At 69.1% G+C, this 15,781-nt stretch carries 14 protein-coding genes; 8 read left to right on the top strand and 6 right to left on the bottom strand.

The genetic code is table 11. The annotated features are described in order from the left end of the window. Positions 1-172: 172 nt before the first annotated feature. Complete coding sequence (locus tag ACIOVG_RS17030) at positions 173-1,747, bottom strand: AMP-binding protein (RefSeq protein ID WP_400876081.1); 1,575 nt, start codon at positions 1,745-1,747, stop codon at positions 173-175. A gap of 461 nt (positions 1,748-2,208) precedes the next feature. Here ACIOVG_RS17030 and ACIOVG_RS17025 point away from each other — a divergent pair, with 461 nt between their 5' ends. The 5 genes from ACIOVG_RS17025 to ACIOVG_RS17005 are packed head-to-tail and all read left to right on the top strand — an operon-like array spanning position 2,209 to position 5,484. Next, entirely contained in the window at positions 2,209-3,009 is an 801-nt protein-coding gene (locus tag ACIOVG_RS17025) for a sulfite exporter TauE/SafE family protein (RefSeq protein ID WP_400876079.1), read from the top strand. A 41-nt stretch (positions 3,010-3,050) separates the two neighbouring features. After that, a complete protein-coding gene (locus ACIOVG_RS17020; RefSeq protein ID WP_400876076.1) occupies positions 3,051-3,527 on the top strand; it encodes a MaoC family dehydratase N-terminal domain-containing protein in 477 nt (158 codons plus the stop codon). Continuing rightward, on the top strand, positions 3,527-3,925 hold the full coding sequence (locus ACIOVG_RS17015; RefSeq protein WP_400876074.1) for a MaoC/PaaZ C-terminal domain-containing protein: 399 nt from the start codon (positions 3,527-3,529) through the stop codon (positions 3,923-3,925). The genes ACIOVG_RS17020 and ACIOVG_RS17015 overlap by 1 nt, the downstream gene beginning before the upstream one ends. Position 3,926: 1 nt before the next feature. Next, positions 3,927-5,057, top strand: coding sequence for a UDP-N-acetylmuramate dehydrogenase (locus tag ACIOVG_RS17010; RefSeq protein WP_400876071.1), 1,131 nt, complete (start codon positions 3,927-3,929; stop codon positions 5,055-5,057). A gap of 25 nt (positions 5,058-5,082) precedes the next feature. Next, complete coding sequence (locus ACIOVG_RS17005; RefSeq protein WP_400876068.1) at positions 5,083-5,484, top strand: VOC family protein; 402 nt, start codon at positions 5,083-5,085, stop codon at positions 5,482-5,484. Between the two features lie 115 nt (positions 5,485-5,599). Here ACIOVG_RS17005 and ACIOVG_RS17000 read toward each other — a convergent pair whose 3' ends face one another. Further along, entirely contained in the window at positions 5,600-6,799 is a 1,200-nt protein-coding gene (locus tag ACIOVG_RS17000; RefSeq protein ID WP_400876065.1) for a pyridoxal phosphate-dependent aminotransferase, read from the bottom strand. Between the two features lie 92 nt (positions 6,800-6,891). Further along, a complete protein-coding gene (ald, locus tag ACIOVG_RS16995) occupies positions 6,892-7,977 on the bottom strand; it encodes an alanine dehydrogenase (protein ID WP_400876062.1) in 1,086 nt (361 codons plus the stop codon). A gap of 101 nt (positions 7,978-8,078) precedes the next feature. Here ald and ACIOVG_RS16990 point away from each other — a divergent pair, with 101 nt between their 5' ends. Then, positions 8,079-8,597 (top strand): Lrp/AsnC family transcriptional regulator, encoded by a 519-nt coding sequence (locus ACIOVG_RS16990; RefSeq protein ID WP_400876059.1) that lies wholly within the window; start codon positions 8,079-8,081, stop codon positions 8,595-8,597. Positions 8,598-8,841: 244 nt separating this feature from the next. Further along, the gene (locus tag ACIOVG_RS16985) at positions 8,842-9,912 is read left to right on the top strand and encodes a helix-turn-helix domain-containing protein (protein ID WP_400876056.1); all 1,071 of its coding nucleotides are present in this window, start codon (positions 8,842-8,844) and stop codon (positions 9,910-9,912) included. Between the two features lie 259 nt (positions 9,913-10,171). On the opposite strand, the gene ACIOVG_RS16980 is transcribed toward ACIOVG_RS16985, so the two are convergent. The 3 genes from ACIOVG_RS16980 to aceB all read right to left on the bottom strand — a co-directional run bounded on the left by ACIOVG_RS16980 (position 10,172) and on the right by aceB (position 14,024). Further along, on the bottom strand, positions 10,172-10,606 hold the full coding sequence (locus tag ACIOVG_RS16980; RefSeq protein WP_400876054.1) for a hypothetical protein: 435 nt from the start codon (positions 10,604-10,606) through the stop codon (positions 10,172-10,174). 145 nt (positions 10,607-10,751) lie between these two features. Then, entirely contained in the window at positions 10,752-12,347 is a 1,596-nt protein-coding gene (locus tag ACIOVG_RS16975; RefSeq protein WP_400876051.1) for an isocitrate lyase, read from the bottom strand. A gap of 30 nt (positions 12,348-12,377) precedes the next feature. Continuing rightward, entirely contained in the window at positions 12,378-14,024 is a 1,647-nt protein-coding gene (aceB, locus tag ACIOVG_RS16970) for a malate synthase A (protein WP_400876048.1), read from the bottom strand. 140 nt (positions 14,025-14,164) lie between these two features. Between aceB and ACIOVG_RS16965 the strand changes: the two genes are divergently transcribed. Further along, positions 14,165-15,634 (top strand): helix-turn-helix domain-containing protein, encoded by a 1,470-nt coding sequence (locus ACIOVG_RS16965; RefSeq protein WP_400876045.1) that lies wholly within the window; start codon positions 14,165-14,167, stop codon positions 15,632-15,634. Positions 15,635-15,781: the final 147 nt, after the last annotated feature.

Raw genomic sequence — 15,781 nt, 5'->3', positions numbered from 1 at the left:
GCCCGCCGCCCTTCCGGGGTGGCGGGCTTCATCATGTCCGGGGTGATGCCGGACGGCAGCGGGGTGCCGTGACGATTCACGGACGTCGGGACGGATCACGGAGCATCCGGCGCCGAGACGCCCGCAGATCGTCACATGCTCCGTGAATCGTCAGGCAGTGCGCGGCCCCACGTCAGCGGGCGCGCAGGTCCTTGCGCAGGATCTTGCCGGACGTCGACTTCGGGATGGCGTCGATGAACTCGACCTGACGCACCTTCTCGTGCGGCGCCACGCGCCCGGCGACATGGGCGATCACGGCGTCGGCGTCGAGCTCCGCGCTCTGCTGCACGACGACGAACGCCTTCGGCACCTCCTGCCCGTCCTCGTCGAGGGCGCCGATGACCGCCGCATCCGCGATCGACGGATGCTCGAGCAGCACCGCCTCCAGCACCGCCGGGGCGACCTGGTAGCCCTTGTACTTGATCAACTCCTTGAGCCGGTCGACGATGCGGAAGATGCCGTCGTGGGTGACCGTGGCGACGTCTCCGGTGTGCAGCCATCCGTCGGCGTCGAGCATCTCGGCGGTGGCATCCGGCCGGTTCAGATATCCGCTCATCACCTGGGGTCCGCGGATGAGGAGCTCTCCCGGCTCGCTCGCCCCGTCGGTGGGGATCTCGACCTCGGCGCCGGTCTCCGCGTCGAGCAGACGCGCCTCCGTGCCGGCGAGCAGCAGTCCCACCGAGGAGCGATCGATGTCATCGCGGTCGTAGGGGATGGCGTGGGTCACCGGGCTGGTCTCGGTCATGCCGTAGCCCTGGCACACCGTGCACCCCAGGCGCGTGGCGACGGCCGAGGCGAGGGTGCCGTCCAGAGGGGCGGCCCCCGAGAAGATGACCTTGATCGCCGAGAGGTCGTACTGATCGACGAGCGTATGCTTCGCGAGCGCCACCGCGATCGGCGGGGCGATGAAGACCCAGCTGGTGCGATGCTCGGCCACCACGCGCAGGAACTCGACGAGGTCGAACTTCGGCATGGTGACGAGCGCGGCGCGTTGCCGCAGGGCGAAGTTGAGGAGCACCGTCATGCCGTAGATGTGGAAGAACGGCAGCACGGCCAGCACCCGGTCGTCATCGCCGAGCGAGATCGTCGAGCGGCACTGCGTGACGTTCGCGACCAGGTTGCGGTGAGTGAGCATCACCCCCTTCGGGCGGCCGGTCGTGCCCGACGAATAGGGGAGGACGGCGAGATGCGTCGCCGGGTCGAAGGAGACGTCCGGCGCTGCGCGTCCCTCGCCCAGGAGCTCGGGGAGCGACGGGTGTCCTTCGGCCCCGTCGAGCACGATCAGATGGTCGGCGTCGATGCCGAGCTCAGCCGCAGCGGCGGTCGCTCCCGGCAGCAGAGGGGAGACGGTGATCAGCCACTCCGCGCCGGCATCGGTGAGCTGGTTCGCGATCTCGTCGGGGGTGTAGAGGGAGTTGATGGTGGTGGCGGTGGCTCCGGCGCGCAGGATGCCGTGGAAGACCGTCGCGAATGCGGGGATGTTGGGGCAGAGCACGCCGACGCGTGTGCCGACGCCGATGCCCCGTGCTGCGAGGGCGCCGGCGAACAGTCCGATCTGCGCCACGAGCTGGCGATAGGTCGTGGTCGCACCGCTCATGCCGTCGATCAGCGCGACGGAGTCCAGCCGTGCGTCGTCGAGGTCGCCGAACAGGAAGTCGTACACGGAGACATCGGGGATCTCCAGGTCTGGGAACGTACTGCGAACCATCAGATCTCCTTCGATCCGGTCGATGCCGGCGCCATCGCCGGTGTCGCGATCCAGTCTCGCATATCACGGCACTGCGTCCCAGGGTGTTCGTAGATCGCACCGAGCGTGCGGGCCGACCTCACGCGGCGTACCCCGCAACTGGGGGATCATGCGGGGGAGACGTGACGCGCGCGAGCCGGTGTGCTGTTCTGGGAGCGAGAGGCGCACACATCTCCCCATTCCCCACCGTGCCGCGCTTCTCGTGAACTGATCGCAGCTGTCGCGTGACTCCCACCGCGTGACGATGCACAGGCACACCGGAAGGCCCGATCGCGGCTCCCCCCGCGATCGGGTCTTCTGCTCGTCGCCGTCGCCGCCGTCCTCGTCGTCGTCTCGGTCGTCACGGCCGTCGGGAAGCTCGTGTCACGGGAGTAGGCTGGACGGCGGTGCGGCCGTCGTGCGTCGCGTGGGAGGAACGCAGCGTGAACGAAGTCGCGGCAGGTCTGCGCCGAGGGCCGCGAGCATACGCCGCCTTCATCGGAATCGGCCTGCTCGCCGGGCTGCTCTCTGGGCTCTTCGGCGTCGGTGGTGGCACCGTCATCGTGCCGCTGCTGGTGCTGCTGCTGCACTTCGACCAGCGCATCGCCGCCGGCACCTCGCTCGCCGCGATCGTGCCGACGGCCAGCGTCGGCGTGATCTCCTACGCCGTCTCCGGCTCTGTGGCGTGGATCCCCGCGCTGATCCTCGCGGCCGGCGCCGTGGTCGGCGCGCAGATCGGCACCCGACTCCTTCCGCGCATCTCCCAGACCGCGCTGCGCTGGGGCTTCGTCGGCTTCCTGGTCGTCGTCATCATCACGTTGTTCCTGGTCATCCCCTCGCGCGACGCGGCCTTCGACCTCACGCTGCTCACCGGACTCGCGCTGGTCGGCGTGGGGCTCGGCACCGGCGTGCTCGCCGGACTCATCGGCGTCGGCGGCGGCGTGATCGTCGTCCCGGTGCTGATGCTGGCCTTCGGCACGAGCGACCTGGTGGCCAAGGGCACGTCGCTGCTCATGATGATCCCGACCGCGGTGTCCGGCACGATCGGCAACCTGCGCACCCGCAACGTCGACCTGCGAGCAGCCGTGCTCATCGGCGTCTCCGCCTGCACGACGACGGCTCTCGGCGCATGGATCGCGACCCTGATCGACCCGACGGCCGGCAACATTCTCTTCGCGGCATATCTCGTGGTGATCTCCGTGCAGATGGCGCTCAAGGCAGTGCGAGGTCGACGCAAGGGCTGACCGCGGAATCTTCCGATCGCCATGCTCGGTAGGATCGAGGGGTGGCAGTGAACACAGATCTGATCGGCCGGGAGTTCCCGCCGACCGCCCCGTACCTCGTCGGACGTGAGAAGGTGCGCGAGTTCGCGCGCGCGGTCTTCGCCGATGCCCCGCAGCACACCGACGTCGAGGCGGCCCGCGCGGCCGGCTACGCCGACGTCGTCGCGCCGCCGACCTTCGCGATGGTCATCCAGGACCTGACCCTGCAGCAGCTGCTCGCGCTGCCGGACTCCGGCATCGTGCTGGCCCGCACGATCCACGCGGAGCAGCGGTTCAGCTACTCGCGGCCGATCGTGGCCGGCGATGAACTCGTCGGTCAACTGCGCGTCACCGGCATCCGCACGATGGCCGGCAACGCGCTCATCACGAGCGAAGCCGAGATCACCGACGTCGACGGCGCTCACGTGGTGACCGCGACCAGCGTGCTGTTGGTGGGCGATGACGGGGAAGACGACAAGGAAGAGGAGGGGACGCGCTGATGCCGTATTCCGTCGGAGACGTCCTCGCCGAGCGCACCGTGCACCTCACCCGCGAGTCGCTCGTGCGCTACGCCGGAGCATCCGGAGACTTCAACCCCATCCACTACCGCGATGACATCGCCGCCGCGGTGGGCCTGCCGGGCGTCCTCGCCCACGGCATGCTCACGATGGGCATCGCCTCGTCGGTGCTGCTCGCCGCGCTCGAGCCGGGTGTGCGCATCCTCGATTACGGTGTGCGCTTCACCAAGCCGGTCGTCGTCGATCCGGTGGACGGCGCTGACGTGCACATCACCGCGACCGTCGGAGCCGTCGATGACGAAGCCGCGCGCGTCGACCTGAAGGTCACGTTCGGCGACGCCACCGTGCTCGTCAAGGCGCAGCTGCGCATCGCGGCCTGACATGCGGGAGATCGATCCGATCCGCCTCGCCGAGCTCACGACGCTGCGCACGGGGGCTGCCCCCGTGCGCATGCAGGAGGCCACGACCACCGCGGGACTCGTCGAGGCCCTGCGTGACACCTGGGCACGCGGCGAGGAGTGGTTCGTGCTCGGCGGCGGCTCCAACCTCTTCGTCGGAGATGAGCCCTTCGACGGCACGGTCATCCGCATCCTCACCACCGGGATCGAAGAGCTGCCGTCTCCGCATGCCGGCCGCATCCGTCTGCGTGCGCAGGCGGGGCACGGGTGGGACGACCTCGTCGCCTACGCCGTGGACCACGGTTACGCGGGGCTCGAGGCGATGTCGGGGATCCCCGGCACGGTCGGCGCGGCTCCGGTGCAGAACATCGGCGCCTACGGCCAGGAGGTGCAGGAGACCCTGGTCGAGGTCGAGCTGATCGACGAGACCACGGGCGAGATCTCCACGGTTCCGGCCGCTGCACTCGGACTCGGATTCCGCACCTCCGTGCTCAAGCACCACTACGGCAGCGAGCCGCAACGCCGTGCCGTCATCCTGTCCGTCACGGTCGACCTGGTGGTGACGCCGGAGCGCATCGTGCGCGGGGAGCAGCTCCGCCGTGCTCTCGCGCTCGACAGTGACGCTCCTGTGTCTCTGCAGTGGGTGCGCGAGAGCATCCTCGCCACCCGCGCGTCCAAGGGGATGCTGCTCGACGAGAACGACCCCGATACGCACGGCGTCGGCTCCTTCTTCCAGAACGCGGTCGTGCCCGAGTCCGTCGCCCGCGCGCTGCCGCCGGAGTGCCCGCGTTGGCCCATCGCCCCCGATCTCGACGCGATCACCGTCATCCCGCTGGCGAACTACGACGGCCTGGTTCCCGCGCCACGGCGCGGTCCCACCGATGTCAAGGTGAGCGCCGCCTGGCTCATCGAGCAGGCCGGTATCCGCAAGGGGTTCAAGCTGCCGCGCTCGCGCGCTGCGGTGTCGACCAAGCACGCCCTGGCGCTCACGAACCGCGGGGGAGCGACCGCGGCCGAGGTCGCCGAGCTCGCGCGCTTCATCCAGAGCCGGGTCCACGCGGAGTTCGGGCTGGTGCTCCAGCCGGAACCGGTCCTGGTCGGCGTCGAGCTCTGAGGGCGGTCGGGGCTACACTCGCCGCATGAGCGGACTGATCCCCTACCTCCTCTTCCCCGGTAATGCGGCCGAGGCGATGCAGCATTACCAGTCCGTGTTCGGCGGCGTGCTGCAGATGTTCGACTACGCGCAGCTCGACAGGCACGACGGCCCGAGCGACGCGATCGGGCACGCGACGTTGCAGGGCGTCGTCGAACTGTCGGGAGCGGATGCCGGCATCGACGACGATGCCGTGCAGATGAACGGCATGTTCCTCTCGCTGCTCGGCACCGCCGATGCGTCGACGCTCACGGGCTGGTTCGCCGATCTGTCCGTGGGTGGTCGTGTGATCGACCCGCTGCAGCGACGTGCCTGGGGCGACTGGGACGGCACGCTCGTCGACCGCTACGGCATCCGCTGGCTGATCGGCTACCACCCGCAGGAGTGAGCACCGGTGGTGCGGGAGCCCGCGCACGACGAAGAGACCCCCTCCTGCGCGCGTCGGCAGGAGGGGGTCTCTTCGGTGCGGCGGGCCTCGGCGTGGTCACCGAGCCCCGTGCGTCTCAGGAGAGCAGACGCTGGAGGCGCTGCACGCCCGCGAGGAGCGCGTCGTCGCCGAGGGCGTACGACATGCGGATGTAGCCGCTGGGGCCGAACGCCTCACCGGGCACCACGGCGACCTCGGCCTGCTCCAGGATCAGGTCGGCCAGTTCGAGGGACGTGGTCGGTGTGACTCCGCCCCAGGTGCGGCCGAGCAGACCCTGCACATCGGGGTACACGTAGAAGGCGCCGAGCGGGTTCGGCACGACCAGCCCGTCGATCTTCGACAGCTCCGAGACGATGAGCCGACGGCGGCGGTCGAATGCCTCGCGCATCTGCTCCGCCTCGGTCTGCGGGCCGTTGAGCGCGGCGATCGCGGCCTTCTGGGCGACGTTGTTCACGTTGCTCGTGAGGTGCGACTGCAGGTTGCCCGCGACCTTGATGGCATCGGCCGGCCCCACCATCCAGCCCACGCGCCATCCGGTCATGGCGTAGGTCTTCGCGACGCCGTTGACCAGGATCGTCTGGCCGGCGACGGCGGGAGCAGCTTCGACGATCGAGGTCGCCGTGACGCCCTCGTAGGTGAGGTTCTGGTAGATCTCGTCGCTGATGATCCAGATGCCGTGCTCGAGCGCCCATTCGCCGATGGCCGCGGTCTCCTCCGCGGTGTACACCGAGCCGGTCGGGTTCGAGGGGGAGACGAAGACGAGCGCGGTGGTGCGCTCGGTGCGGGCGGCTTCGAGCTGCTCGACCGTGACCTTGTAGTCCTGGTCGGCGCCGGCGAAGACCTCGACCGGCGTGCCATCGGCCAGACGGATCGCCTCGGGGTAGGTGGTCCAGTACGGAGCGGGGAGCAGCACCTCATCGCCCGGGTTCACCACGGCCTGGAACGCCTGGTACACGGACTGCTTGCCTCCGTTGGTCACGAGGACCTGGCTCGGCGACACCTCCAGACCGGAGTCCCGCAGCGTCTTGGCGGCGATCGCCTCACGCAGCGCGGGGAGGCCGGCAGCGGGGGTGTATCGGTAGCTGGCCGGGTCGGCGAGAGCCTCGGCGGCGGCATCCACGATGAACTGCGGCGTCGCGAAATCCGGCTCGCCGGCGGCGTAGGAGATGATGTCCTTCCCCTCCGCCTTGAGGGCCTTCGCCTTGGCATCGACCTTGAGGGTCGCTGATTCGGCGATCGCGGACAGTTTGCGGGAGAGAGGAGCGCGTTCAGTCACGATTACGAGCGTACTCGGGTCGTCCGTTCCCGCGAGGGCTGAGAGGTCATGAAGATCCTGTGTTCTTTCGGTTCCAGGCAGACGGCGCCGTGTCACAGGCCGTGCGCCTGCGCAACGGCGTCCAGCACGATGCGCCCGCCCTGCACGTTCAGACCCTTCGCGAGCGAGGCGTCGTCAGCGGCGGCGCGCTCCCAGCCCTTTCCGGCGATCGCCGAGACGTACGGCAGCGTCGCGTTGGTCAGTGCCCGGGTCGCGGTCTCGGGCACGGCGCCCGGCATGTTCGCGACGCAGTAGTAGATCGAATCGTGCACCGGGAACGTGGGAGCGTCGTGCGTGGTCGGGCGCGAGCCCTCGAAGCAGCCGCCCTGGTCGATCGCGATGTCGACGAGCACCGAGCCCGGCTTCATGGTCGCGACCATCTCATCGGTGACGAGCTTGGGCGCGGCAGCACCGGGGATGAGCACGGACCCGATCACCAGGTCGGCGGTCGCGAGCTCCTCTGCGATGTCGTAGCGGCTGGACGCACGGGTCTCCAGCGCCCCACCGTAACGGTGCTCGAGCTCGCGCAGGCGCGGAAGCGAGATGTCGATCACGGTGACCTTCGACCCGAGGCCGAGAGCGTTGGCCGCGGCGTGTTCTCCGGCGACGCCGCCGCCGATCACGACGGTCCTGGCGCGCGGCGTGCCGGCGATGCCGCCGAGCAGGGTGCCGCGTCCGCCGTTCGAGCGCAGCAGCGCGTACGAGCCCATCGTCACGGAGAGCCGACCGGCGATCTCGCTCATCGGCACCAGCAGGGGAAGGCTGCGGTCGGGCAGCTGCACGGTCTCGTAGGCCACCGCTGTGGTCCCGGCATCGACGAGCGCGGTCGTCAGTGCGCGGTCGGCGGCGAGGTGCAGGTAGGTGAAGAGGGTGAGGTCCGGGCGCAGGAATCCGTACTCCTGCGCGATGGGCTCCTTGACCTTGATCAGGAGGTCGGCGTCGCCCCACACCTCGGCCGCGGAGTCGACGATCTCTGCTCCGGCGGCGCGGTAGGCGTCATCGGTGATGCTCGACCCGAGGCCGGCGCCGGACTGGACGAGCACGCGGTGTCCCTCGTGGACGAGGCGGTCGGTGCCGGCAGGCGTCAGCGCGACGCGGTTCTCGTTGTTCTTGACCTCGGTGGGTACGCCGATCTTCATCGATCCTCCTGGTGTGGTGTGGCTGCACACAGAATCGCAGAAACATCGGCTGATCAACAGATTCTGTTCAGAACATTCGGCAGGGCGGCGAATCCTGAATAATGTTTCGTATGGAACAGTCGGATGCGGCAGGTTCGCCGAACACTCTTCGGGCGCCGGCGCTCGATGAGATCGATGCCAGGATCGTGCGCCTCCTCGGAGCGGACGGACGGATGACCAACGCCGAGCTCGCCGCCACGCTCGGCGTGGCTCCCTCGACGGCGCACGCGCGCCTGCGGTCGCTGATCGAGCGCGGGGTCATCACCGGCTTCCACGCGAGCGTCGACGAGCGGATGCTGGGCGCGGGGCTCCAGGCGATCATCGGAGTCAGCCTGCGTCCGAGCGCACGGCGGGAGAGCATCGTCGCGTTCGCCGATCGGGTGCGCGCGCTGCCTCAGGTGATCCAGGTGTTCTTCCTCGGGGGAGAGGACGACTTCCTGCTCCACATCGCGGTGGCGGATTCCTCGCAGATGCGCGAGTTCGTGCTCGAGCATCTCTCGGCGCAGAGCAGCGTCGCGTCGACCCGCACCAGCATCGTCTTCGACTATCACCGCAACTCGGTCGCCGCAGCCTTCCGCTAGTCGGGGCGGTGCAGCTCCGGCACGCCGATGGGCGTCGATGCTGCGGGGCGGCCGGCTGCCGCATCGTATATTGCACGCGCCGGAAGCGCCTCGTTAGTGTGTGTGCGGGGATGGGGTTGGGGTGCGTGCGTCGTGTGAGCGGCGCGCGTCGGACATGGGGGACCGTGATGGTGCAAGCTCTGGGGAATTCCGACACTCTCGTCGTGCGCGAGTCGCGCCTCTCCGCCGTGCACGAGCGTCGCGCGTGACGGCGATCACCGCCGGCGAGAGCGCCGCGTGGATGCGACGGCTGTCCGGCGGGCTCTGGCGTGAGGAGACAGACGGCGACCAGCACCCACCGCAGTGGTATTCGTCCGCGGTCATCCGGCTGGATGGCCCGATCGGCATGCAGCAGCTGTCGAACTTCGGAACCATGAAAGCCGCAGACCCCCTCGCCTTCGAGGCAGCGCTGCTGCGTCGCTCCATCGGCACGACCATGCTGTTCAGCACGCTCGAGACGGCGCACACCGTCACCTACGATCGAGGCGCTCCGCAGGACGAGGACATCATCATCGTCGGGATCTCGAACCTCGGAGGACAGCGGCTGCGCACCGCACACGGCGTCCACGAGCTGCGCGTCGGCCGGATGGGGTTCATGTCGAGCGTCGGCCCGTCCTCCGCCGAGCACCTCGGTCTGAGCGAGACGACCGGGGTCGTGGTCCCGGTGGCGGCGATCCCCGGATACCGCCACACGCTGGCTGCCGGCGCCGGGCTGTTCCCCGACACTCCGCTCACGCGTGCGGCGGGGGCCGCGATGGGCCGGATGCTCTACGAGTGGGTGCGGGATCCCGACCAGGCCGCGGGTGCGCTGGCGGGTACGGAGGCGGCGCTGGTCGCCCTCGTGCGCGGGTTGTTCCGCCAGTTCCCCGGTGACGGCGAGACCGATCGGGTCAGCAGGGTCAGGGCGGAGGCGGCGCAGATCATCGAACTTCGGCATCGCGACCCGGAGTTCGGGATCGACGAGCTCGCGGCAGAGCTGCACATGAGTCGTCGTCAGCTGTTCCGCTTCTTCGCGGGGGCCGACGAGAGCCTCTCGGCGCAGTTGCTGCGTCGACGCCTCACGACCGCGCGGGAGGAGCTGCTCGTGGTCCCCGTGCAGGAGCTCGCAGTGGTGGCGAAGAGGGCGGGGTTCGTGGATGCGGCGGCGCTGCGCGCGCAGTTCTCACGACACGTGGGCGGGAGCCCCAGCGCCTTCCGGCTCGCCGCGCGCTCCCGGCCGGTGCAGCTCGCCGAGGCCATGCTGCTGACCGACGAGCAGACCGGTCCGACGCGGTGAGCGCAGCGGCGATCCTGCGACATGTGAGCGCGCAACCGGTGCCACGTCGGTCATCCCGTGCCCGGTTTGACGGCATCCGGTGACAGACCGCTCCTGCGCCCTTTCCGCGGTCGCCGTGTGTGCCTACTCTGAATCTGCCCGCTTCCCCAGTCGGGCTTCTGACGGAAGGGCTCCTGCGAGCCGAGGCTGCCTCCCCAGCGCCCCGTCACGACTTCCGGGTGCGGTTCGGCGCCCCGCCCGGAAGCTCGGGGGAGTCGTCTCAGGCCCCGAACGACGCCGGCAGCGCGCAGTAGTCGGCGGTGCGGCGGATCGGATGCGCGGGATCGGTCAGGTCGACCAGTGCGGACGCCACGCTGTGCGGCGGTTCGTCTCCGGCGAGCTGCCACAGGGTGAAGTTCCACATGCCGCGCGCCTTCGGGCTGAGCAGCGCCGCCGGACCGGAGACGACCAGCACGCGGTCGGCTTTCGGACCGCTCCGGAACGCTGCCACGACGTCGGTGCGCAGGGTCTGCTCGTCGCCGTCTGCGCTGTGCGATCGTTCGACCTCATGGCCGGCGGCGACCAGCGCCGACGCGAGTGCGTCTGCGGCGGTGCGGGAGCGCTCGGCATGCGCACCCGCCACGGCGAGCACCCGGCGTCCCGCGGGGTAGAGGTGGAGGAACTCCTCGGCGATGCCGTGCCATGCGTCGGTCATGGATCCAGGCTACGCCCGTGACGGGGCGGCGGGGCGGGCACGCGACACCCCTCGACCGTGGAGGAACGGGCGAGGGGTGTCGCGGTGACGGCTCAATCCTCTTCGACGAGGAACCGGCTGTCGGCGGGTCGTCACGGACTCGTCGTCAGCTGAACTGGTTCATCGTGTTGTGCTGACCACCGGCCTTGAGCGCGGCGTCGCCGGCGAAGTACTCCTTGTGGTTGTCGCCGAGGTCGGAGCCCGCCATGTTCTGGTGCTTGACCGTCGCGATGCCTCCGCGGATCTCGCGGCGCTGGACGCCCTTGACGTAGGCGAGCATCCCCTCGTCGCCGAAGTACCCCTGAGCGAGGTCATCGGTCGACAGCGCCGCGGTGTGGTAGGTCGGGAGCGTGATGAGGTGGTGGAAGATCCCCGCGCGGGCCGAGGCGTCGCGCTGGAACGAGCGGATCTTCTCGTCTGCCAGCCGGGCGAGCTCGGTGTCGTCGTAGTCGACGCTCATGAGCGCAGTGCGGTCGAACGCCGACAGATCGTGGCCCTGCTCCGCCAGCAGATCGTATGCCTGCTGCCGGAAGCTCAGCGTCCAGTTGAACGACGGGCTGTTGTTGTAGACCAGCTTCGCGTTCGGAATCTCCGCACGGATCGCGTCGACCATGCCCGCGATCTGCTCGACGTGGGGCTTCTCCGTCTCGATCCACAGCAGGTCGGCGCCGTTGCGGAGCGACGTGATGCAGTCGAGCACGACGCGCTCCTCTCCGGTCCCACGGCGGAACTCGTAGAGGTTGCTGGCCAGGCGCTTCGGACGCAACAGCTTCCCGTCTCGCTTGAGGACCACGTCGCCGTCGCTCAGACCGGCTTCCGAGATCTCCTCGACGTCGAGGAAGGAGTTGTACTGATCGCCGAGGTCGCCGGGCTCCTGCGAGACGGCGAGCTTCTGGGTCAACCCGGCGCCGAGCGAGTCGGTGCGCGCGACGATGATGCCGTTGTCGATGCCGAGCTCCAGGAACGCGTAGCGGACCGCATTGATCTTCGCGAGGAAGTCCTCGTGCGGAACGGTGACCTTGCCATCCTGGTGGCCGCACTGCTTCTCGTCCGAGACCTGATTCTCGATCTGGATGGCGCATGCTCCCGCTTCGATCATCTTCTTCGCGAGCAGGTAGGTCGCCTCCGGGTTGCCGAAGCCGGCGTCGATGTCGGCGATGATCGGGACGACGTGAGTCTCGTAGTCGTCGATCTGCGACTGGATGAACTCCGCCGCGGTCTCGTCGCCGGCGGCGCGGGCGGCATCGAGCTGGGTGAAGAGCAGGTCCAGCTCGCGGGCATCCGCCTGGCGGAGGAACGTGTACAGCTCCTCGATCAGAGCGGGCACTGCGGTCTTCTCGTGCATCGACTGATCGGGGAGCGGCCCGAACTCCGAACGCATCGCGGCGACCATCCACCCGGAGAGGTAGAGGTAGCGCTTGTTCGTGGACTTCAGGTGCTTCTTGATCGAGATGAGCTTCTGCTGCCCGATGAACCCGTGCCACACGCCGAGCGACTGCGTGTAGACGGAGGAGTCCGCGTCGTACTCGTCCATGTCGCGGCGCATGATGTCGGCGGTGTACTGCGCGATCTCGAGCCCGGTGCGGAACCGGTTCTGCGCGCGCATCCGTGCGGCGGACTCCGGGTCGATGGCGTTCCAGGGGGAGCCGTGCTCCTCCTTCAGCGCCCGGATGGCGTCGATGTCGTCCTGGTACTGAGTCATGTCAAGTCCTTCGTGGTGGTGATGAGCGGGTCAGTCGTTCTCGATGAGGTGGCGCGAGTAGGCGCCCAGGGTGAGGAAGGTGGGGAACTCCTCCTGCAGCGCGACCTCCCGGAAGACGTCCGCGGCGTCGTCGAAGCGGTCGCCCGCGCTGCGCGTCGCCTGGGCGAGCACCTGCGTGATCAGCTCCTCGACGTACTCCACCGTGATCGCCGTGCCGTCCTGCGTGCTGCGGTCCTGGTGGATCCACTGCCACACCTGGGATCGGCTGATCTCGGCGGTCGCGGCATCCTCCATGAGGTTGTCGATCGCCACGGCGCCGAGCCCGCGCAGCCAGGCCTCGATGTAGCGGATCGCGACCGACACGTTATCGCGCACGCCCTGGGCGGTGATCGGTCGCCCGATGTGCAGGTCGAGCAGATCCGCCGCCTCCACGTGCACGTCGTCCCGCTGGCGGTCGACCTGGTTCGGACGGTCGCCGAGCACGGCGTCGAACTCGGCCAGCGCCGTGGGGATCAGGTCGGGGTGGGCGACCCAGGTGCCGTCGAAGCCGTCTCCGGCCTCGCGCTTCTTGTCGGCTGCGACCTTTTCGATCGCCCGTGCCGTCGCCTCGGGGTCGCGGCGGTTGGGGATCGATGCGCTCATACCGCCGATCGCGAAGGCGCCCCGCTTGTGGCAGGTCTGCACGAGCAGCTCGGTGTAGGCCCGCATGAACGGCACCGTCATGGTGACCTCGCTGCGGTCGGGGAGCACGAAGCGCGCACCGCGACCGCGGTAGTTCTTGATGATCGAGAAGATGTAGTCCCAGCGGCCGGCGTTGAGGCCGGCGCAGTGGTCGCGCAGCTCGAACAGGATCTCGTCCATCTCGAACGCGGCGGGAAGCGTCTCGATCAGCACGGTCGCCCGGATCGTGCCGTGCGGGATCCCGATGTACTCCTCGCTGAACGAGAAGACGTCATCCCACAGCTTCGCCTCCTCGCTCGACTCGATCTTGGCGATGTAGAAGTAGGGTCCGCGGCCGTCGGCGATCAGAGCCTGCGCGTTGTGCAGGAAGTAGAGCCCGAAGTCGACCAGCGACCCGGACGCCGAGGTGCGGCGCCCTGCCCTGTCGATGAAGGAGATGTGCTTCTCGGGCAGGTGCCACCCGCGCGGTCGCATCACGATCGTGGGCGTGCGCTCGGCGGTGACGCGGTACTCCTTGCCCTCCGGTGACGTGAACGACAGCTCTCCGCGGATCGCGTCGCGCAGCGAGAGCTGGCCTTCGATCACGTTCTTCCAGGTCGGGCTCGTGGCATCCTCCTGGTCGGCGAGCCAGACGCGGGCGCCGGAGTTCAGCGCGTTGATCGTCATCTTCGGGTCGGTGGGCCCGGTGATCTCGACGCGGCGGTCCTCCAGCCCCGGCCCGGCGCCGGCGACGCGCCACTCGGCATCCTGGCGGATGTGCGCGGTGTCCTCGCGGAACCGCGGGTCGTGCCCGTTGCCGATCTCGAAGCGGCGGCGCATGCGATCGGCCAACCGGTCGTGGCGGCGCGACGCGAACCGGTGGTGCAACTCGGTGAGGAACGCGATCGCCTCGGGAGTGAGGATCTCGTCGTAGCGGTCGCGCAGCGGTCCGGTGACCTCGATCGCCGGACCCGGCTGGGTCGTCTGGATCGGCGCGGTGACGGTGGGAGTGCTCATGATCAGAAGCCCTTTCTTCGGATGGTCCGGCTGTGACGCCGTCTGGCTTGAGACCACTGTGTGTGAAGTTCACGCATTCGACTGACCGATCTCGGGGAGAAGTTTCACCGAAATTCTGTTTTTGTGACAGAATCACCGCCATGCACCCTTCGACAAGCTCAGGGGCGCCGGTGGACTCGGAAGAGACCGACGCCCTCACGATCGGCCGCCGCATCCGGCAGCTCCGCACCGCCAGGGGGATGACGCTCGAGGAGCTCGCCACCGCGGTCGACCGCGCGCCGAGCCAGATGTCGATGATCGAGACCGGCAAGCGCGAGCCCAAGCTCACGCAGCTGCAGGCGATCGCGCGTGCGCTGGGGGTGACGATCGACGCGCTGATGGAGGGGGAGCCGCTCGACGAGCGCAGCGCCGTGGAGATCGCGCTCGAACGGGCGATGAAGGGGCAGACCTTCCAGGCGCTCGGCATCGAGCCGTTCCGCATCGCCAAGACCCTGCCGATGGATGCGCTGAAGGCACTGCTCGCGCTGCACGGCGAGATCGAGCGACTGGGGGACGAGCGAGCGGCGACCCCGGAGGAGGCTCGGCGGGCGAACGTCGAGCTGCGTCACCTGATGCGCCGCCAGGACAACCACTTCGCTGAGCTCGAGACCACGGCGTCGGAGATCCTCGCGGCGGTCGATCACTCGGGCGGTCCGCTGACCCAGCGCGCGGCATCCGAGATCGCCGCCTACCTCGGCTTCACCCTGCATTACGCCCCCGATCTGCCTCAGACCACGCGCAGCGTCGCCGACCTGGCGAACGGGCGGCTGTACCTGTCGAGCCAGGTGCAGGCCAAGGGGGATGCGCGCACCGCAGTGCTGCAGGCGCTGTCGAGTCGCATGCTCGGTCATTCCGAACCGCGCAGCTACGCGGAGTTCCTGCGCCAGCGTGTCGAGACCAACTACCTCACCGGCGCGCTGCTGATCCCCGAGGCGCATGTCGTCCCCGCCTTGACGGAGGCCAAGGCGCGGCGCGCCATCTCGATCGAGGACCTGCGCGACGCCTACTCGGTGTCGTACGAGACGGCTGCGCACCGGTTCACCAACCTCGCCACCCGGCACCTCGACATCCCGGTGCACTTCCTCAAGGTGCACGAGTCGGGCACGATCACGAAGGCCTACGAGAACGACGACGTGAACTTCCCCACCGACCGCCTCGGCGCGATCGAGGGGCAGATGTGCTGCCGCAGGTGGACCAGTCGCGTCGTGTTCGACGAGGACGACCGCTTCAACCCGTACTACCAGTACACCGACACGGGCAACGGCACGTACTGGTGCACCGCCCGCGTGGAGGCGTCGAGCGAGGGGCTGCACTCGCTGAGCGTGGGGGTGCGCTTCGACGACACGAAGTGGTTCGTGGGTCGCGACACCCCCAACCGCGGCGTCTCGAAGCACTCGGTCGAGGTGTGCTGCCGCCGCGCGCCCGCCGAGCTCGAGGAACGCTGGCGCGAGCACTCCTGGCCCAACGTCAAGACCCCGCGCACGCTGCTCGCGACCCTGCCGACCGGTGCGTTCCCCGGCGTCGACACGACCGATGTGTACGAGTTCCTGGAGGCGCACGCCCCGCGCTGAGTCCCGCTCGCGCCTGCTCGCGCCCGCTCGCGCCGCGCGGTTCGCCGAGTGCACGGCATCCTGCCGAGTGCACGGCTTCGGCGCGCCAACGAGCCGTGCACTCGGCGCGAAGCCGTGCGCTCGCGCGCCCGTCGGAGTGCGCACGTC

The organism is Microbacterium sp. NPDC087591 (genome assembly GCF_044743625.1).
Taxonomy (GTDB): domain Bacteria; phylum Actinomycetota; class Actinomycetes; order Actinomycetales; family Microbacteriaceae; genus Microbacterium.
This window is presented reverse-complemented; position numbering and strand designations above follow the sequence as displayed.